Annotated in this window: 13 protein-coding genes; 11 read left to right on the plus strand and 2 right to left on the minus strand. The window is 64.7% G+C overall.

Annotation, left to right across the window (positions count from 1 at the left end; genetic code table 11):
- The first annotated feature begins 17 nt into the window (after positions 1-17).
- The 5 genes from EB812_RS00825 (at position 18) to EB812_RS00845 (ending at position 10,048) form a co-directional block, all read left to right on the plus strand.
- Entirely contained in the window at positions 18-587 is a 570-nt protein-coding gene (locus tag EB812_RS00825; protein WP_118228934.1) for an HD domain-containing protein, read from the plus strand.
- Entirely contained in the window at positions 584-1,897 is a 1,314-nt protein-coding gene (locus EB812_RS00830) for an ATP-dependent 6-phosphofructokinase (RefSeq protein ID WP_118228933.1), read from the plus strand. Before EB812_RS00825 ends, EB812_RS00830 begins: the two co-directional genes overlap by 4 nt.
- Complete coding sequence (locus EB812_RS00835; RefSeq protein WP_242621144.1) at positions 1,897-5,310, plus strand: UvrD-helicase domain-containing protein; 3,414 nt, start codon at positions 1,897-1,899, stop codon at positions 5,308-5,310. Before EB812_RS00830 ends, EB812_RS00835 begins: the two co-directional genes overlap by 1 nt.
- Entirely contained in the window at positions 5,307-8,372 is a 3,066-nt protein-coding gene (locus tag EB812_RS00840; protein WP_130957709.1) for a PD-(D/E)XK nuclease family protein, read from the plus strand. The genes EB812_RS00835 and EB812_RS00840 overlap by 4 nt, the downstream gene beginning before the upstream one ends.
- A gap of 518 nt (positions 8,373-8,890) precedes the next feature.
- Positions 8,891-10,048: an NAD(P)H-dependent flavin oxidoreductase gene (locus EB812_RS00845; protein ID WP_118228931.1), complete on the plus strand. Its 1,158-nt coding sequence runs from the start codon at positions 8,891-8,893 to the stop codon at positions 10,046-10,048.
- 399 nt (positions 10,049-10,447) lie between these two features.
- Here the strand turns inward: EB812_RS00845 and EB812_RS00850 are convergent, their stop codons facing one another.
- Together EB812_RS00850 and folK are read right to left on the minus strand one after the other, a co-directional pair.
- Positions 10,448-10,756 (minus strand): transcriptional regulator, encoded by a 309-nt coding sequence (locus EB812_RS00850; protein WP_118228930.1) that lies wholly within the window; start codon positions 10,754-10,756, stop codon positions 10,448-10,450.
- A 116-nt stretch (positions 10,757-10,872) separates the two neighbouring features.
- On the minus strand, positions 10,873-11,388 hold the full coding sequence (gene folK, locus EB812_RS00855) for a 2-amino-4-hydroxy-6-hydroxymethyldihydropteridine diphosphokinase (RefSeq protein WP_118228929.1): 516 nt from the start codon (positions 11,386-11,388) through the stop codon (positions 10,873-10,875).
- A gap of 157 nt (positions 11,389-11,545) precedes the next feature.
- On the opposite strand from folK, the gene xerD reads away from it, so the two are divergent.
- The 6 genes from xerD (at position 11,546) to EB812_RS00885 (ending at position 20,070) form a co-directional block, all read left to right on the plus strand.
- Positions 11,546-12,481 (plus strand): site-specific tyrosine recombinase XerD, encoded by a 936-nt coding sequence (gene xerD / locus EB812_RS00860; RefSeq protein ID WP_207287298.1) that lies wholly within the window; start codon positions 11,546-11,548, stop codon positions 12,479-12,481.
- A complete protein-coding gene (locus tag EB812_RS00865; protein WP_380059451.1) occupies positions 12,478-15,156 on the plus strand; it encodes a CBS domain-containing protein in 2,679 nt (892 codons plus the stop codon). Before xerD ends, EB812_RS00865 begins: the two co-directional genes overlap by 4 nt.
- A gap of 20 nt (positions 15,157-15,176) precedes the next feature.
- Positions 15,177-15,692, plus strand: a complete 516-nt coding sequence (locus EB812_RS00870; protein WP_118228927.1) for an HIT family protein — start codon at positions 15,177-15,179, stop codon at positions 15,690-15,692.
- 370 nt (positions 15,693-16,062) lie between these two features.
- Positions 16,063-16,527: a LapA family protein gene (locus EB812_RS00875; protein ID WP_118228926.1), complete on the plus strand. Its 465-nt coding sequence runs from the start codon at positions 16,063-16,065 to the stop codon at positions 16,525-16,527.
- A 209-nt stretch (positions 16,528-16,736) separates the two neighbouring features.
- Positions 16,737-19,523: a DNA mismatch repair protein MutS gene (mutS, locus tag EB812_RS00880; RefSeq protein WP_118228925.1), complete on the plus strand. Its 2,787-nt coding sequence runs from the start codon at positions 16,737-16,739 to the stop codon at positions 19,521-19,523.
- Positions 19,524-19,644: 121 nt separating this feature from the next.
- The gene (locus EB812_RS00885; protein ID WP_118228924.1) at positions 19,645-20,070 is read left to right on the plus strand and encodes a DnaJ family domain-containing protein; all 426 of its coding nucleotides are present in this window, start codon (positions 19,645-19,647) and stop codon (positions 20,068-20,070) included.
- Positions 20,071-20,112: the final 42 nt, after the last annotated feature.

Consider the following 20,112-nt stretch of genomic DNA (forward strand, 5'->3'; position numbering starts at 1 on the left):
GAGAGGAAGGTATAGCCATGATCACACGCGATTCTGCCCTGCACTTGCTGGAGGAACACCGCACCCCGCCCGCCCTGCTGCAGCACGCCCTGGCCTCGGAGGCCATTTTGCGGGCCCTGGCGCGACATTTTGGGGAAGACGAAGAGCTCTGGGGCCTCACCGGTCTGCTCCACGATCTGGACTACCCCGCCACGGTTGAAACCCCCGAACGGCACGGTCTGGACAGCGCGGAGCTTTTGCGCCACAGCCTGCCCGAACCCGCCCTTGCAGCTATTCGCGCCCATAACGGCGAGATGAACGGCGTCGCCCCCCAAAGCCGCTTTGACTACGCCCTGCGCTGCGGCGAAACGGTCACCGGGCTTATCAGCGCCGCGGCGCTCATGCGACCCACGGGGCTGGAAGGCATGGAACCCAAGAGCATCAAAAAAAAGATGAAAGACAAAGCCTTTGCCGCCAGCGTCAGCCGTGACAACATCCGCCAGTGCGCCGAAGCCGGGCTGGAACTGGACGCTTTTTTGAGCCTGGCTATTGAAGCCATGCGCGGCATTGCCCCGCAGCTGGGCCTGGTCAAGGAGGTGCGCCCATGACGTCCCCTGAAGCCGCCGTCCTGCAGACGGAAATCCGCACCCTGGGCCCCTGCAAACTGGATTCCGCCTTACCCTACCGCACCTGGGCCGATGACAAAATCGTGCGGATTTTTGTGGATGAGGAACTTTCCGATGAAGCCGCGACCCCTTTCGGCGTCTGTCTGGAGGCCGCAGGCCCGCGCAAAAAGCTCTACTTTGACCCCACCAGGGCAAAATGCGCCATCGTCACCTGCGGCGGTCTCTGTCCGGGCATCAACGACGTCATCCGGGCCATTGTTATGGAGGCCTTTCACGCCTACCATGTGCCCTCGGTGCTGGGCATTCCCTACGGGCTGGAGGGCTTTATCCCTAACTACGGCCACACTCCCCTGGAGCTGACCCCCGCCGTTGTGGCGGACATTCACCGTTTTGGCGGCACTATGCTGGGGTCTTCGCGCGGGCCGCAGGCGCCCGAAGAAATCGTGGACACTCTGGAACGCAGCAACGTCAACGCATTGTTCGTCATCGGCGGCGACGGCACCATGAAGGCCGCCCAGGCCATCAGCGCCGAAGTGCAGACCCGCGGCCTCAGAATTGCCGTCATCGGCATCCCCAAAACCATTGACAACGACATTAACTTCATCCCCCAGTCCTTTGGCTTTGAAACCGCCGCCTTCAAGGCCACAGAGGCCATTGAATGCGCCCATACTGAAGCCTGCGGCGTGCCCAACGGCATTGGTCTGGTCAAACTCATGGGGCGGGAGTCGGGCTTCATCGCCGCACGCGCGGCCCTTGCCCTGAAGGAAGTAAACTTCGTCCTCATCCCTGAAGCTCCCTTTGCCCTTGAAGGACAAGGCGGCCTGCTGCCCGCGCTGGAAGAACGCCTGCGTCGGCGCGGCCACGCCGTCATTGTGGCCGCCGAAGGGGCCGGGCAGCACCTGCTGGACCAGCAGTCCGGCACAGACGCCTCGGGCAACCCCGTGCTGGGCGACGTGGCCACCCTGCTGCGCGGCGCCATGACCAAATACCTGAACGCGCGCGGCCTGGAGCACTCCATCAAATACATTGACCCCAGCTACATTATCCGCTCCGTGCCGGCCAACGCCAACGACAAGGTCTACTGCGGCTTTTTGGGCCAGTACGCCGTGCACGCGGCCATGGCCGGCCGCACAGACATGGTGGTGGGCAAAATTCAGGACCGCTATGTGCATCTGCCGCTGGAGCTGGTCACCCGCAAGCGGCGCAAACTCAACATTTATTCCGATCTCTGGCGGGCCGTGCTGGAATCCACCGGGCAAGGCACGTTGGCGGGCATGCTGCCGCCCCTGTAATGGACGTTCGGCCCCGTTCGCGGCAGTTACGCCAGATCAAGGCTTCGGCCGGGTCCGGCAAAACCTTTGAGCTGACGCGCTGCTTTTTGCAGCACGTGGTGGCCTGCGGCGCGCCCGCACCCGCCACGGGCGTCTGCGCCCTGAGTGCGGCCGGCCCCACTGGCTGGGGCGACGTCCTGGCCGTCACCTTCACCAACGCCGCCGCCGCCGAAATGCGCGAGCGCGTGGTGCGCCAGTTAAAAAACGCCGCCCTGGGCCATCCGCCCGAAGGTCTGCCCCTGGCCGCGGACGAGGCCGGCCGCTGGGTCACAGCCATCATGCGGGACATGGGCGCGCTGCAGATACGCACTATCGACAGCCTGCTGCACAGCATTGTCCGCGCGGCGGCTCTGGACCTGGGCCTGCACCCGGAGTTTCAGCCCGTGTTCGCCAGCGAGGAGGCTCTGACGCCCTACCTGGACCTACTGCTGGAAGAAGCCCGGCGGCAGAACCCGGCCATGCTTGAGCTGCTGCGGCAGGTCTGTCACGCCCTGGTCTGGCACGGCAACAGCCGGGGTTTTCTGGCTGGAGAAAAAATCCTGGGGCAACTGCGTCCCTTTATGGATAAAGCGCTTTTGGGCGAGCTGGAGGACGTTTCTCCACCGGCCGCGCTGGAACAGCGCTGGACCACCCTCCTGCTGGCGGCGCGCTCCGCCGGACAGGCCCTTCTGGAGGCGGCCGAGGCCGCAAGTCTGACCTGGAAAAAACAGGCCTATGCCGCTGTGGAAAGCATGGCCGCAGGCACTGTGAAGGATTCGGCTTTTTTTAAAAAGCCTGAAGCCGCCGATCTGTTCACCAAACATCAGACCGTTCCCGCCGCCGTGGCGGCATCCTTTACCCGCTGCGCGGCCGCCGCCGGAACATGGCTGGAGGAGGCCCCTTTGCTGCAGCTGGGCCTGCGCTACGCCCCGGCCGTGGAACTGGCCCGTACCTTGGCCGAGGCCTTTCGCAGTAATCAGGCTGAAGAAGGCCATCTGCCCGGTCTGCTTATCCCCCATCTGGCGGCGGACCTGCTGCGCGCCGAGCACGGCGTGCCGGACGCCCTCTGCCGCCTGGGCGCGCGGCTCACCCATTTTTTGGTGGACGAATTTCAGGACACCAGCGCCGAGCAGTGGCGCGCCCTGCGCCCCTTGGTGCTGGAGGCGCTCTCGCGCGGCGGTTCGCTGACCTGGGTGGGCGACGTAAAGCAGTCCATCTACGGCTGGCGCGGGGGCGACCCGGACCTGTTCGACGCCGTGCTTGGCGATGCGTCCCTGACCGCCCTGGTCCCAGAGGGGGAACGCGTCACCCTGCCCCATAACTGGCGCAGTCGGCGGGAGGTGGTGCAGCACAATAACCTGTTGTTCACCCCTCTGGAAAACCGCGAAACGGCCCTGCGCGTGCTCACGGCCCTGTTGCCCGGCACCTCGCCCACCGAGGGGCTGCCGCAGGCCGCCGCCAAACTGGCCCAGGCTTTTGCGGGCGCGGCGCAGCAAAGCCCGCCCCAGGGCAAGCCCGGCGGGCTGGTGCAAGTGGACGTGCTGGAGGCAGAAAACGTTGAGGCCCTCACAGCCGCGACCCTGGAACGCCTGGGCAACCTGCTGGAAGAAGACATCGGCCCGACGCGCCCTTGGTCGGACGTGCTGGTGCTGGTGCGCTCCAACCGCATGGCCGCCATTGTGGCGGATACCCTGCTGGGCCGGGGCATCCCGGTCATTACGGAAAACAGCCTGCGCCTCGCCGGGCATCCCCTGGTGGCGCAGACTGCGGCCCTGCTCAGCTTTCTGGACAATCCCGAAGACGATATTGCCTTCCTTACTGTTGTCACCGGCGTGCTGTTTCACGACCACCCTGAGGCCGCGCCCCTGGCGGAGGAAGATCTGCACGGCTGGTGCGCGGGCGGGCCGCGAGGCGGGCCTTTGTACCGCCTGTTCCGCCAGCGCTGGCCGCAGGTCTGGCAGGCCTTGCTGGAGCCCTTTTTTAACCAGTCCGGGCTCATGACTCCTTACGACCTGACCCAGGAATGGTTCTCCCGCCTGGAGGCGGCCCGACGCTTCCCCGAAGCCGAAGCCTTTTTGCGTCGTTTTATGGAAGTGCTGCACAGTGCCGAAGAAAAAGGCCTCTCCACCCTGCCTACCTTTCTGGAGCACTGGCGGGATAAAGGCGACGCCGAGCGGGTGCCCATGCCCGAACAAATGGACGCCGTGCGCATCATGACCATCCATAAATCCAAGGGTCTGGAAGCCCCCGTGGTGGTGGTGCCCTGGACGGACTTCCGCCTGCGGGTCCACCCCGACCCCCGCACCGTCACCCTTGGCGGCCTGCGCTATGTGGTGGGCAACGCCAGGGCCCTCAACGCTCCTTATTTTGCAGAGCTGGTCCGCCAGGCCCGCGAATGCCTGCATCTGCTCTATGTGGCCTTTACCCGCGCGCGGGATGCTCTGTACGTGTTTCGCGGCGCCCCCGTGGGCGGCCAGAAATCCGCCTGCGACGCCCTGGACGTGCTTTGGGAGGCGGCCGGTCTGCAGCCCCCCTATACCCTGGGCGCACTGCCGGAGCCCCTTGTCGACGCACCCGTAGCCGCCCAGACCGACATGACAACGGCCGATGTGGCCCCCACTGCAGGGGGCTACGCGCAGGCAACAGCGTCCTCCCCCACGTCCGACTCGGAGGCAGACGCGGTGGACCACAGGCCCCGCGCCGGCGCCGGTGCAAAGGACGGGCCCGCAATGGACAGATTTGCTGCGGGCAAGGGCCCATCCGTACCCGCCGCACAGCCTGCGGCTTCGCACAGCGCGGATCCCGACGCCGCGCCCTGGCGGCCCATGCAGTGGCTGCCGCGCCTGAAGATTTACCGCAACCCGCTGGCGGGCATGGCCTTTCGTGCGGAAGACCGGGGCACCTTGCTGCACGCCTGCCTGGAGCGTCTGCGCCCCACGGGGCAGCCGGAGGCGGACGCTCGCGCGGCCCTGGAATACGGCCTGCGCCAGTACGCCCTGCCCGTGCCCCAGGACGCGGGCTTTCGGGAGGAGCTTGCCGCCTCTCTGGCCTGGCTGGCAGCGCAACCGCAGGCTGCGAGCTGGCTTGCGCACGGTCTGCCGGAGCATTCTCTGCTGGACGGCCAGGGCAACCTGCTGCGTGTGGACCTGCTGGTGCCCGAAGCCTGGGGCAGCCTGGTCCTCGACTACAAAAGCGGTCAGGCCAGGGAAGAGCACGTGGCGCAGGTGCGCACCTATCTGCGCTGTCTGCACGCGCCGGGGACAACAAGCCGGGAAGCGCGCGCGCTGCTGGTCTATCTGGATCTGCGCCGCTTCCGCCTGGTCACGGATACGGTCGTTTCCCCTTTGCAGGAACACTGCGACGGCCTGTTGCCCCCGGAGGATGCCTTGGCATGAGCGGCGCGCCCTTTCTGGTTTTTCCCTGGCAACATCCCTTTTTGGCGGACCTCAAGGCCCACCTGGACCGGCTCTGCGGCGATATGCCTGGCCAGGCCCTGGTGGTGGTGCCCCACCACCGGCCCTGGCGCTACCTGGCGCGGCTTTATGCGGCTTCCGGCCATGTGGGGCCCCTGCCGCGCGTTCTGCCCCTCACGGATCTGACGGCCCAATGGCGGGCGCGCCTGGCTCAGGCCCCTTTGTACACGGCGGGCGACCTGGACCGTGTGGCGGCATTGCAGCAGGCTGTGGCTGCCGTTGCCCAGGAAGACAGCGCCCTGGCCGCGCGCTTCGCCCATATGGACGTAGGCCGCTTTTTGCCCTGGGGCCTGCGCCTGGCCCAGGTTTTTGAAGACATGTTCCAGCAGCAGGTGGCGGCCGTGGATCTGACCCACATGGAGCAGGAGGTGGCCGCACCGGCTGCGGCCCTGCTGGGCGCACTGGGGCGCATCGGCAAGGCCTATGCGGCGGAACTGCGGGCCAGAGGCTGGACTACGCCGGGCCTGGATACGGCCAGCGTGGCTGCAGACGCCACAGACATCCCGGTCCTGTTCCGCCCCACAGAACGCCGCCCCGTACTGCTTGCGGGCTTTTCTCTGCTGACGCGCGGGGAGGAAGCCGTGCTGCGGCGGCTGTGGGAGGCCGGGGCGCAGGTCTGCCTGCACGCGGACCCGGCCCTGGCGCAAGGGGGCACGCCCCACTGGTCCTGTGAGCCTCTGGCTGCCTGGATCCGCCGCTGGCGCGCCACGGCCCTTCCGGCAACGCCGCGTTTTGCCGCACAGAATTTGCCGCAGGCCGCTGATCAGGACACGGCCTGTCCGTCCCCGCGCCCGGACTATCATTTTTTTGCCGGGTACGACCTGCATTCACAACTTAAAGAACTGCGTGAAGTTTTAACAAACGCGCCGGACCCGCCCCCCAGTCCGGAGCAGGCTGTTGCCACAGACGCCGCCACGGCCGTGGTACTGACGGACAGCGCCCTGCTTATGCCGGTGCTGCACCACTTGCCGCACAAGGATGTGAACGTCTCCATGGGCTATCCGCTGGAGCGCTCCCCCCTCTACCACTTGCTGGATGCCCTGCTGCGCCTGCAGGAAACCCGCGATGCGGATGGCCGCTACTACTGGCGAGCCCTGCTGCGGTGTCTGCGCCACCCCTACCTTAATCTGCTGCGCGCCGCCCCCCGCACGCCGCAAGCTGGCCCTGACGCCGCTGTCGGGGGCGATGGCGCTCCTGTGGCGGTCGCGGGGCCGCCCCTGCGCGAGGCCCTGCGCCGTCTGGAGCACCACATCCGCACGGGCGCGCGCTTTGTGGACTTGTCTGCCATAGTCCCGGCCTGCGCCGCCGAGATCCCCGCAGATCAGGCGGCTCTGCTGCACGAAACCCTGACCCTGTGCACCACAGGCTTCGGCACGGCTACCACTCTGGAAGACACCGCCCGCGGTCTGTTGCGGATCTGTGACTTTCTGCTGCTGCACGGCGGGGACATCTGGCGGCGCTTTCCGCTGGACGCCGAAGCCCTCTACCGCCTGAGCCGTCATGTGGCCCCGCGGCTGCGCGACAATTGCCTGGCGCAGACCCCCTTGCAGCCTGCAGTGTTGCACGCGGTACTGCGTGGCATGCTGGAGCAGGAGCGCGTGCCCTTTGAGGCTGAACCGCTCACGGGCCTGCAGGTCTTGGGCATGCTGGAAACCCGCCTGCTGCACTTTGACCGTGTGCTCATTGTGGACGCCACGGACGACAAGCTGCCGGGCGCGCCCGCCCCGGACCCGCTGCTGCCCGATGCCCTGCGCCGCGTGTTGGGCCTGCCCGACGCCCGTGGGCGCGAAAAGGCCGCCGCCTATACCCTTTACCGCCTTTGCGCCGGGGCGCGGGAAGTACGTTTTTTCTGGCAGGAGGGCATCACCCGCTCCGAACTTTTTGATGGGAAGAAAAGTCGCAGCCGTTTTGTGGAACAACTGCTTTGGGAGGAGGAGCAAAGTCGGGGGGCCCTGCTCGAACCCGGCCAGGGGCCGCTCACGGCGGCCCGCTGCACCCTGCGCGCCTTTGCCGCGCACCCCCAAAGCCTGCCACGTCAGGGCGGGCTGGATACGGCTTTGAGGCGACTTTTACGCCGTCCCCTTTCCGCCACTCTGTTGGACGTCTATCTGGAATGTCCCTTGCGCTTTGTCCGCCAGTATCTTTGCGCCCTGGAACCACCGCAGGAGGTCAACGAGGGCGACGACCCGGCTGCGGTGGGCATTTGCGTTCATGAAACCCTGCGCGCGCTGTATGCCCCGTACCTGCAGCGCAGCGTCCGGCGCAGCGCTTTGGGCCCCGCCGCCGTACAGGCCGCCTTTGTTCAGGCTCTCGCCTCTTCCGGGCTGGAAGCGCAACTGCCGCCGGACAGTCTGCTTATTCTTAAGGAAGCCGTGCCCATGCGGCTGCAGCGCTTTCTGGACAACCAGCCCGAAACCACCCTGATCGACGCTCTGGAAACGCCTCTGGACGCCACTTTACGCCTGGCCGGGGCCGACTATGCCTTTAAGGGCGTCTGCGACCGTCTGGACCGACGGGACGGCCTGCTCCATGTGCTGGACTACAAGACCGGCCGCATCAAACTGCCAGATGGCGACCTATGGACAGACGTACGCTTTTTCCGTCAGGCCGGGCAGCTTTGTGACCGCCTGAATGGCCAGACCGGCGAAGCCGCCTCCCCTGCGGAAGCCCTGGAGGATCTGGACGCCCTGTTCTGCCGACTTTGCGAGCGGCTCCGCAGCCTGCAGCTGCCCGTCTATCTGCTCATGGCCCAGGCCGCGGGCCTGGGCCCCCTTGGCGACGCGGCCCTGGTGGACCTTGGCGACACGGGCCGGGAGGCCCCCCTGTTCGGCGGCCTTGTGGGTGAGGACGTGCAGGCCGCCCTGGGCTACTGCCGCACGGCCCTGGAGCTCACTCTCCTGCACCTGACGCGCGCCCCGCACTTTGCGGCCCGGCCCGACAAGCACTGTCGCTACTGCCCTTACGCAGGCCTCTGCACCGTTTAGATAAGAAAATGTATTTTTAACAGCTACGGCATGCCCGTTGCGTCGCTTACCCGCGCAAATACAGAGGCTGTGCTGTCTGTATCTGTAGCCAGCGCTGCTGTCTTTGCCCGTAACTTTCCGCGTCGTTACGGCTGCAGCTACGCTTGCGCCTCCACAGCGGACGTCTGCTTACACAAGCGCCAGGGCCCTGTAACGTTGCAATGCTCTGGCCCGGACATTGGTTGTTGCGGCAGAAGCCTTTGGCGGTTCAGGGGCATGGCCCCGTGAAATTTCTTTTTTCGTCCGGCATCTCCGGCAGCAGCATAACATAAGACGAATACGGTTCTGACCGTCCTGCCCGGCTGCCGTATCATAAAAAATCTGAATACCCGCGCCCGGTTGGCGTTCTGACAACAATTCCCTGTTGCGCCCCGTAAGAAATGCGCTTATATTTATTCCAAAAATCACCGGGGAACGATCTGGTCGTCAATCCGCGGCCCTGCCCGCTTTCCCGTTTCCGTCAGGACGGAGGTCTTGTCATGCCTTTCCCCGCGCTTCGCATAGGTAATCTCACGGCCCGCATCCCTGTTATTCAGGGCGGCATGGGCGTGGGCATCTCACTTTCCGGTCTGGCGTCGGCCGTGGCCAATCAGGGCGGCATCGGCGTCATTGCCGGAGCCATGATCGGCATGAAAGAACCCGATGTGGCCAAAGACCCGCTCACCGCCAACCTGCGCGCCCTGAGCACTGAAATACTCAAAGCCCGCCAGATGACGGACGGCATCATCGGCGTCAACCTCATGGTGGCTCTCACCACTTTTACGCAGATGGTGCGTACGGCCATTGAAAACAGGGCGGACATCATCTTTTCCGGCGCAGGACTGCCTTTGGATATGCCCCGGCACCTGCTCCAGATGTGTGAAGAAAAGAAAGAAGAATTCAAGACCAAGCTGGTGCCCATCGTGTCTTCGGCCAGGGCAGCCACGGTCATTGCCAAAAAATGGGTGACCCATTTCGGCTACACCCCGGACGCCTTTGTGGTGGAAGGCCCCAAGGCCGGCGGCCACCTGGGTTTTAAGCCGGAAGAGCTGCACGACCCCGCCCACGCCCTGGAAGTGCTGGTGCCCCAGGTGGTGGACGCCGTCAAACCCATGGAAGACAAGTGCGGCCGGTCCGTGCCCGTCATCGCCGCAGGCGGCGTCTATTCCGGCGCGGACATCATGAAGTTTCTGAACCTCGGCGCTTCCGGCGTGCAGATGGGCACCCGCTTTGTGGCCACCCACGAATGCGATGCCGACGAACGCTTCAAACAGTCCTACCTGGCGGCCCGCCCCGAAGACGTGACCATTATCAAAAGCCCGGTGGGCATGCCCGGACGCGCTCTGGAAAACGAATTTATCCAGGAATCCCGCGCGGGCAACAAAAAGCCCTTCAAATGCATCTTCCACTGCGTCAAAACCTGCGAGCAGGAAAAAACGCCCTACTGCATCGCTCAGGCCCTGATCAACGCCATGCGCGGCAATCTGGAACGCGGCTTCGCCTTCTGTGGGGCCAATGTGGCGCGCGTCAACGCTATTATTTCCGTACGCGAGCTCATGGACAGCCTGCAGAAAGAATTTGACGAGGCCAAAAGCAGCCTCAGCAAAAGCGTGCAGAACGTTCAGAGTATGCTGGGCCGCGTGGCCGGCATGAAATAAGCGCGATCCCGACTGCCGAAAAAATCCCCCTTGGCCGATCTGCATAGCCAAGGGGGATTTGTTACGTTTTTCGAAACTGCGTATTCGTAAATTTCTCTATGTACGGCTGCGCAGGTTGCCCGCTCAGCGCTGCACCGCGCATCCGCACCACTGACGTTGCTCCGTAACCAGCGCTGCTGTCTTTGCCCGTAACGTCCTTCGTCGCAAACGGGCCAATAAGGAGCAAACGACGCCTGTTCCTTTGCGACGAGCGGCCGCCTGCGCGTCCACAGCCTGCTGCAAGCCTATCCATGCCCACGCGCCAAGGGCTGTTTTTTCCCGTGACCTGCCGCGACCGCGAAGATATGGCGTCCTGTGCGCCAGGGGCTGGTCCTTGCCGTCCCGGCGCGTATGGCCGCCCTATTCTTCTGTATCCTTATCCCTGGGCGGCAGTTCGCGGCCCCCTTCCTGCAGGCGCTGCAAAAATTTGTCTCGACACTCGTAACTGCAAAAACGGTAAATCTTTTCGCCGTCCCGTACGGAGATATTGCCCTCGGTAGAAACATAGGCCCCGCATTCCGGGTCTTTGACCATCTCGCCGGCGGCCACTTTACGCTCTACTTCGGCGGCGCTGTCTTCTTTGTGTTCTTTTTTCTTTTTGAGCAGGTCATTGGCAAACAGGCGGTACAGCACATAGCCCGCCACAATAAGAATCAGCCATTTCCACATGCAACGCTCCTCCAACCCAAACTGCGGCCGCAGGGACCGCGCCGGGGGCTTGACAAAAAATGACGCGCGGCGCGCTGGCCGCTGCCGAGCATTTGTAGCACAGGGGCCGCGCCCCGTCACTGAAAAATTCTGTGCCCTTCCAGCCGCCAGGGCAAACGCGCCAGCCACTGGCGGCCAGGCAGACCGCAGATGCGGATCTGCGGGGCCACCTCCAGCAGGGGCACCAGCACAAAGGCCCGCCGCGTCAGGCGCGGATGGGGCAAAAGACAGTGTGGGTGTGTGCTCTGCACATCTCCAAAAAGCAGCAAATCCAGGTCAATGACGCGCGGTCCGTAGCGCAGGGCCGGGTCCGGGCTGCGCACCCGTCCCTGGGCCGCCTCAATCTGCAGCAGCGCATCCATCAGGGCGTGGGGTTCCCAGTCCGCTCCGGGCAAGAGCTCCGCCGCCCGGTTCAGAAACCAGGGCTGGTCCGCATAGTCCTGCGGCTCCGTGGCGTAGACGGACGAAACCACGCCCAGCCGCATATCCGGCAGGGCCGCCAAAGCCGCAAGCGCCTGCTCCAGATGCTCCGCAGCCCCGGCCGCGTTGGATCCCAGCCCCACATAGGCCCGTAAAGCCTCGTCAGACCGCATAACGCCTCCTTCTGCGGATTTCCGGCAGCAGAATTGCAGGGCACTGCAACAAAACCGCGCTTGAACGTGTGCCGCCGACACGGCATAGCACAGCTTTGCCCGACGGAAAAGCCGCGGCCACCCCCGCCCCTTGCCCCCCGGAGGCAAGACGGCTAGCATGGAGTCCATGACGCAAAGCCCGCCCTTTTCTTCGCCTCTGGCGCCGCTGCTGCCGCAGTGGTGCGACCATCTGCTGGCCGAGCGCGGTTTGGCCGTCCGTACCGTGGAGGCCTACCGCCAAGACCTGGAAAATTTTTTTCTGTTTCAGGAAGAACTGGCCCTGAGCGGCGGCCGCCTTCCGGCCACGCCGGACGAGCAGGAAATTTTCCTCTACCTCTCCTGGCTGCGGGCGCACCAGAACACGGGGCGCACCCTGGCGCGGCGGCTTTCGGCCTTGCGGGCTTTTTTTGCCTTTGCCCTGGACGCGGGCGCGGTGACCAAGAACCCCGCTCTGCTGCTGGAAAATCCCAAGCTCCCCCTGCATTTGCCGGAGGTGCTGCGCAAGGATGAAATGGAGGCTTTGCTGGCCCAGCCAGACTGCGGCGTTAAAACAGGCGCGCGCGACCGCTGTATGCTGGAGATGCTGTACGCGGCGGGGCTGCGCGTCTCCGAGCTGTGCAATCTGGACGTCCTGGATCTGGACCTGCAGCGGGGGCTGGTGCGCGTTTTCGGCAAGGGCGCCAAGGAACGCCTTGTCCCTTTGCACGACGCCATGCAGCAGATGCTTGCCACCTATCTTAAGGACTGGCGGCCCGCCTTCAGCCCCACGGGCGGGCAGCTCTTCGTCAACCGTTCGGGCCGGGCTCTGAGCCGCCAATACGTCTGGAAGATGGTCAAAAACTACGCCCTGCAGGCCGGCATCCGCCGCGCCATTTCACCGCACACCTTCCGCCATTCCTTTGCCACACACCTTTTGGAAGGCGGCGCGGATCTGCGCTCCGTGCAGCTGCTCCTGGGCCACGCGGACATCAGCGCCACAGAAATCTACACCCATGTGCAGGCCGAGCGGTTGCGCGCCCTGCACCACCAGTTTCACCCCCGGAGCCGCGTGTGAGCCCCGCCACCCTCGTCACCTGCCACGCCAACGCGGATTTCGACGCTTTTGCGGCCATGCTGGCGGCCCGTCGGCTTTATGCTCCCTGCGTGCTGCTCTTTCCCGGCACGCAGGAACGCGGCCTGCAAAAACTTTATGCCCGCCTGGACGCCCAGACCTACGACTTCGTCACCGCCGACAGCCTGGACTGGGCCGCCTTTGACCGTCTGGTGCTGGTAGACACCCGTCAGCGCGGCCGCGTGCGGCATGTGGCCCCCCTGCTGGACCGCCCAGGTTTGCGGCTGGAAGTCTGGGACCACCACCCCGACGCTGCCGACGACGTGACGGCGGACGCGGCCTACACGGCCCGCGTGGGCGCGCTGACCAGCCTGATGGTGCGCCACCTGCGTGAGCGCGGCATTGCCCTTACCCCGGAAGAAGCCACCTTGCTGGGCCTGGGCATTTACGGCGATACGGGTTCCTTCACCTATTCCTCCACGACGGAAGAGGACTTTCAGGCCGCGTCCTGGCTGCTCAGTCAGGGCATGGACGTGAACCGCATAGACGACTTGGCCGCCCACCAGCTCACCAGCCTGCACGTTCAGGCCCTCAACAGTCTGCTGGAGTCTGTGCAGACCTACGTCATCAACGACGTGAGCGTGGCTCTGGCCGAGGCCTCCATGGAGCACTATCTGGGCGATTTTGCCTACCTGGCGCACCGCCTGATGGAAATGGAAAAATTCACGGTGCTCTTTGCCGTCGGCAGGATGGAAGACCGCATCCAGGTGGTGGCCCGCAGCCGCAGCGAGGCGGTCAACGTGGGCGACGTCTGCGCTGCGCTGGGCGGCGGCGGGCATGCTTACGCCGCTTCGGCCTCCATCCGTTCCATGACCCTGCACGAAGTGCGCGAAACCATATTGCGGGAGCTCTACGCCCAGGCGCATCCGGACAAAACGGCCAGGGACTATATGTCTGTGCCGGCCGTGGGCATTGAGGCCGGGGCCAGCATCCGCGAGGCGGACGAGCTTATGCTCCACTTCGGGCTCAAGGCCGTGCCCGTGTTTGCGCCGGGCAGCCGCGCCTGCGTGGGGCTGCTGGACGCGCAGACGGCCTCGCGCGCCGTGGCCCACGGCCTGGCCGTGGCCAGGGTAGAGGAATACATGACCCGCCATGTGCGCACCCTGCCGCCGCACGCGAGCCTGCAGGATCTTACGGACGTCATTGTGGGCGGACGGCAACGGCTGGCGCCCATTGTGGAGGATAACAAAGTTGTGGGCGTGGTCACCCGCACAGACCTCATCAACGTCTTTGCCAACGCCTCCGGCCATCTGCCGGAGCACAAAGGCGGCGGCAAGGAACGCTCCCTGGCCAAGCTCATCCAGGACCGCCTGCCCGCGTCCACGCGGGATCTGCTCCACCTGGCCGGGCGTCTGGGCGCGGCCCGCGGTCTGCCGGTCTACGCCGTGGGCGGTTTTGTGCGCGACCTGCTGCTGCAGCGGCCCAATCAGGATATCGACCTGGTGGTGGAAGGCGACGGCCTGGCCCTGGCCCGCGAACTGGCCCGTGAACTGGGCGGCCGCGTGCGGGAGCACCGCAAATTTCTTACTTCCATGGTCATCTTTCCCGACGCCCAGGGGCAGGAACAACGCCTGGACGTGGCCACAGCCCGGCTGGAATACTACGAACACCCGGCCGCCCTGCCCACAGTAGAGCTTTCATCCCTCAAAATGGACCTCTTCCGGCGAGATTTTTCCATCAACGCCCTGGCCGTGCGTCTGGATGACCCCTTTGGCCTGCTGGTGGATTTTTTCGGCGGGCAACGGGACATTAAGGATAAGGTCATCCGCGTGCTGCACACCCTGAGCTTTGTGGAAGACCCCACCCGTTGCCTGCGCGCTGTGCGCTTTGAGCAGCGTTACGGCTTCCATCTGGGCCAGGGCACGGAAAAATTGGTCAAAAACGCCTTGTCGCTCAAGCTCATGGACCGCCTTTCGCCCCAGCGCCTGTTCAGCGAATTCAAGCACATTTGTGATGAAGAAGCCCCCCTGGCCTGCTTCACGCGCATGGACCAGCTGGGCATCTGGGAGACCATAGCCCCCCAACTGGCCCTGATCCCCGCACGCAAGGCCCTGTTGCAGGGGCTGCAGGAAATTCTCGGCTGGTACCGTTTGCTCTATTTTGAGGAACAGCCCCTGCCCTGGCTGGTCTATTTTCTGGGCCTCAACCATGGTCTGAATTATGCCCTTACGCTGGAACACTACCGCCGCCTGGGCCTGCCCGAAGCCCTGCGCGCCACAGTGCTGGCCCAACGAGAACGTCTGCGCGCCCTGGGCAGCCAGCTGACCAACTGGCAAGAAACATCGGCCCGGCCCAGCGAACTCTGCGCCCTGCTCCGGCCCTTGCGCCTGGAGTTTTTGCTCTACCTCATGGCCAGAACCAGCGATGCGCCCCTGCAAAAAAACATTTCGCGCTACATTACCCAATGGCGAAGAGAAAAGGCAGACATCACCGGCCAGGATCTGCAGCGCCTGGGGCTTCTCCCCGGTCCGGCCTACAGCCGGATTCTGGCGGCCGTGCTGCGCGCCAAGCTGGACGGCCAGGCTCCCAATGCCGAAAGCCAGCTGGCCCTGGCCAAAAGCCTGCTGGCAAAAAACGGCCGCACGTCCGGCGGGGCCCCCCTTGCCCGTCGGCCCTAAGCGGTGTATAGCTCAACATTATGAAACAATTGTGGGCGCCTTGGCGTATAGACTACATTCTGGGCCCGAAACCCGATACCTGCGTGTTCTGCCTGCCCCAAGGCACGGAAGAAGACGCGGAGCGGCTCGTGCTCTACCGCGGGGAACATTGCTTTGTGATCATGAACAAATACCCGTATAATAACGGGCACATCATGGTCTGCCCCTACCGCCACGTCATGCTGCTGGCCGAGCTTTCACGCCGAGAAGCGCATGAAATTATGGACCTTTTGCAGGTCTGCGCCACTATATTAAAGGAACACTTTACCTGTCCGGGCATCAATATCGGCCTGAACCAAGGCGAGGCCGCGGGCGCCGGCATTCGGGAGCATCTGCACTTTCATCTGGTGCCGCGCTGGAACGGGGATTCCTCCTTTATGGCCGTATTTGACGAGGTACGCACCATGCCGCAGCACCTCAGCTGCAGCTATGCGGCCCTGCGGCCCTACTTTGCGCCTCAGGCCGTGGCCGTGCGCCTGGCTGCCCTGACGGACTGACGCCCCCTGCCCGCAGTGCCGACTGTGCTGCGGCGTGCCGCAGCAACTGCAGGATACGTCGGCCGGAACGCCGCTGGTGCGACCCGGCCAAAGAATTTTTCGGCCGCGCGACCCCCAAACGTCGTGCCCTTTGCCGGTGCGGCCGCAGGCCCTGCCCGCCCCGACAAACCACGGCGGACAGCCAAACTTTTTTGCGACGCGTGCCGCATGCCGCGTCAGGCGGTCCGCCGACGCCGGGACCGCCAAGGCCGGGGACCGGGCAATCCTCGGCGGGAGGCGCACCCGCCTACAGGGCGGGAAGCGACATCCGCAAGAGCCCATGCAGCGTACAGTTTATTTCAGCGTTTTTTAGCCTGTGAGGAGTGTGCCCATGCGGTATGTCAAGGTTCTGCTGCTTGCCGTGGTGTTTTTTCTGTCCCTGGTTTTCTTTTTCCAGAACCAGGCCTCCCTTTCCCAGCAACTGGTTCTTACGCTCAACCTCTTTTTCATTCCGCCCATGTCCTCCATCCCACTGCCGTTCTATTTCCTGGTGGTGGCGGCCTTTGCTCTGGGCGCGCTCTTCACGCTCTGCTTCCTGGTCTGGGACAAGGTCAATCTTTCCGCACGGTTGCTGAAGCACAAGTGGCAGATCAGCAGTCTGGAGCGCGAAGTGGAAAAGCTCCGCAAAAAGCTGGGTAGTGAAACCGCGCGCGCCACCTTCCTGCGCAAGGCCGACAAAGCCGCCGCGCTGGAAGCCAAAACCGGCGGCAAGGCCGATGCAGCTGCCTGTGCGCCCCAAGGGGCAGATCTGACCGCAGAAGGCGCGGCTCTGGCCCCGGACCCAGACCGGCCGTAATTTCCCCGCTGCGTGCTGACCGTGCGCTCACGGGCCAACACGCGCCACGCGCTCCGGGCCGTCTGCGGCCACGTCCCGCACGCAGTTGTCGGCCGCGTTCCGTGTCTGCGCCGTTTTATGGGCTGCAAGGGCGCGCAGCGTGTTCACATTGTTTGCCGCGTCCACGCCTGTTGCGGGCGCGTCTTTCTGCACCTTTTACCCTTTGAGCCATGCCTGAAGCCCCGGTAAAAATGACCCCCATGTTCGAGCAGTACCTGCGCATCAAGGCCGAACATCCTGATGCCCTGCTCTTTTACCGCATGGGGGATTTTTACGAACTTTTTTTTGACGACGCCCGCACGGCCGCCCGCGAACTGCGCATTGCCCTCACCAGCCGCAGCCGCGACGCGGAAAACCCCGTACCCATGTGCGGCGTGCCCTGGCACGCCGTGGAAAGCTATGTGGCCCAGCTCATCGGCAAGGGCTACCAGATTGCCATCTGCGACCAGACCGAAGACCCCAAGGCCGCCAAGGGCCTGGTCAAACGCGCCGTCACCAGAGTTATCACGCCGGGCACGGTACTGGAGGACGCCAACCTCCAGACCAAGAGCCACAACTATCTGGGCGCGCTCTATGCCGCCGCGCCGGACCAGGGCGGCGCCTTTGCCTGGGCGGACATCTCCACCGGCCAGTGGTCCGGCCTGGAATTTAAGCGCCCCGCCGAGCTCTGGCAGTGGGTGCAAAAGCTGGCTCCCCGCGAACTGCTCACGCCCGAAGGGCTGGAACCGCCACCCCGCACGCTGCTGGACGGCGTGCGCCTGGTGCGCCTGCCGCGTCCGCAGTTCGACGTGCAGCGCGCCACGGAGCGCGTGCTGACCGCCCAAGGCGTGCGCGAACTGGGGGCCCTGGGGCTGGAAGGCAGGCCGGAGCTTGTCCGCGCCTGCGGCGCGCTCCTGCTTTATCTCAATCAAACGCAGATGCGCAGCCCGGACCACCTCCAGCCCTTCCGGCCTCTGGACCTGAGCCGTCGCCTGATCATCGACGACGTCACCGAACGCAATCTCGAAATTTTTGTCCGGCTCAACGGCCGTAGAGGTAAAGGTACGCTTCGCCATGTGCTGGACCAGACCCTCACCCCCATGGGCGGTCGCTTGCTGGAGGACATGCTGCGCCACCCCTGGCGCGAGGCCGGACCCATCAGACGCATTCAGGAGGCTGTGGTCTTTTTCCACGCCTGCGACGCCCGGCGCGAGGCCCTGCGCGCGGCTCTGGACCGGGTCTACGATCTGGAACGTCTTTCCACACGCATCAGCCTAAATCAGGGTGCGCCGCGCGACTGCATTGCTCTGCGGGAGAGTCTGGCCGCCCTGCCCCAGGTGCTGGCGGCCCTGGAGGACTCTTTTCCGCCCAATCAGGGCGAACAGGATGCCGCGCCCCCCAAGGCCATAGAAGAAATACTCCGCGCCTGGGACAGCATGGAAGACTGCGCCGCCCTCCTTGATGCCGCTTTGGTGGATGCTCCGCCCGCCGTGATCACGGAGGGCGGGCTGTTCAAAGTTGGCTACAATGTGGAGCTGGACCGCCTGCTGGACCTGGTGGAGCACGGCGAGCAGAAGCTGCAGGCCATGCTGGCCGAAGAACAGGCCAAAACCGGCATCAGCCGCCTCAAACTGGGCTGCAACCGCGTTTTCGGCTACTACTACGAAATTTCCCGCGCGGCCCACAGTGGGCCGGTCCCCTACCATTTTATCCGCCGTCAGAGTCTGGCCAATGCGGAACGCTTCACCACCGCCGAGCTGAAAGAACTGGAAGAGGAACTGCTCTCCGCGGCGGAAAAGCGTAAAAGCCTGGAATATAGCCTCTTTCAGGAGCTTCGCGCTCAACTGGCGGCCCAGCGGCCGCGCATTATCCAGATGGCCGACTGCATTGCCCATCTGGACTACTGGCAGAGCCTTGCCCAGGTGGGGCGCGCCCAGGGCTGGCGTATGCCGCAACTTACCGCCGACGCCCACCTGGAAATCCGTCAGGGCCGCCACCCCGTGGTGGAAGCCATCCAGGGCCGGGCCAACTTTGTGCCCAACGATTTTGTCCTGGACGAGCGCCGCCGCCTTTGCCTGCTTACCGGTCCCAACATGGCGGGCAAATCCACGGTGCTGCGTCAGGTGGCCATCATTTGCCTGCTGGCCCAGATGGGCTCCATGGTGCCGGCGGATGCGGCGCGTCTCGGCCTGGTGGACCGCCTCTTTTCCCGCGTGGGGGCTTCGGACAACCTCGCCCAGGGCCAGAGCACCTTTATGGTGGAAATGATGGAAACGGCCCGCATTTTGCGGCAGGCCACCAGACGCAGCCTGATCATTCTGGACGAAATCGGTCGGGGCACCAGCACCTACGACGGCGTGGCCCTGGCCTGGGCCGTGGTGGAAGACCTGGCCCGCCGCGCGGGCGGTGAACTGCGCACCCTCTTTGCCACCCACTACCACGAGCTCACCGCCCTGGAAGGCCGCGTGCCCGGCGTGTTCACCATGAATATCGCCATCCGCGAATACAATAACGACATCCTTTTTCTGCACAAACTGGTGCCCGGCCCCTCGGACCGCAGCTACGGCGTGGAGGTGGCCCGCCTGGCCGGCGTGCCGGGGTCTGTGGTGCAGCGGGCCAGAACCATTCTGGCTGGCCTGGAACGGGGCCGGGAAGGCGCGCGCAAAACCGTGGTAACGGCTGTGGCCCTGCCGGGCCTGGACCTGCCGGAACCGGAACCCGCTGCAACGGAAGCCCTGCCGGAGCCCACCCCGCCTGAAAATCTGGAACACCCCTTGGTACGCCTGCTGCGTGAGCTGCAGCCCGAAGCCCTCAGCCCCCTGGAGGCCCTCCGCCTGCTTATGGAATGGAAAAAACTCTGGGCCGACGCCCCGCAGCCCGCTCCGTCGGCCACAGGCCCGATAGGCGGCGCGCCAGGTGACGGGCCAGATGATGAGCCCGACGCCGAACCGCCGTCCTTGCCGGGAGAAGAAAAATAGCAGAGCGGTTTTGGGGAAAAAACCTCAAAAAAATTTCTCTCGCGCAGGTCCGCGCCTGGCGTACCCTGCGCAAAACAACCGGGCGGAAAAATCCGCGCGCCCGTCCGCAAGGTCCACCGTCATGGCCGAAGCCAATCCCTTTTCCGTCATCCAGTTCATCGCTGAGCAACGCATCGCCGAGGCCCAGGCCCAGGGAGTTTTTGACAACCTCCCCGGCACGGGTCGCCCCCTGGAGCTGGAGGACATGAGCCACGTGCCCGAAGAACTGCGTATGGCCTACAAAATTCTGAGCAACGCCGGCTGCCTGCCGCCGGAGCTGGAGCAGCGCAAAGAACTGAACCGGCTGGTGGACCTGCTGGAGCAGTGTGAGGACGAGCAGGAGCGCGTACGCCAGATGCAGCGGCTGCGCTTTATGATTACGCGGGCGCAAATCCGTTTTCAGCGGCCCATCCATCTGGAGCAGGACGACCCCTACTACGACCGCCTGCTGGAACGCCTCTCCCGCGCAGACGGCCAGTCCGGAAAGGCCGGGGGAAAGCCGCGCTGACAACCGGCCTGCGCCAAAGGGCGACACGACCCTGTTTGCGGG

This window comes from Desulfovibrio legallii (genome assembly GCF_004309735.1).
Classification (GTDB): domain Bacteria; phylum Desulfobacterota; class Desulfovibrionia; order Desulfovibrionales; family Desulfovibrionaceae; genus Desulfovibrio; species Desulfovibrio legallii.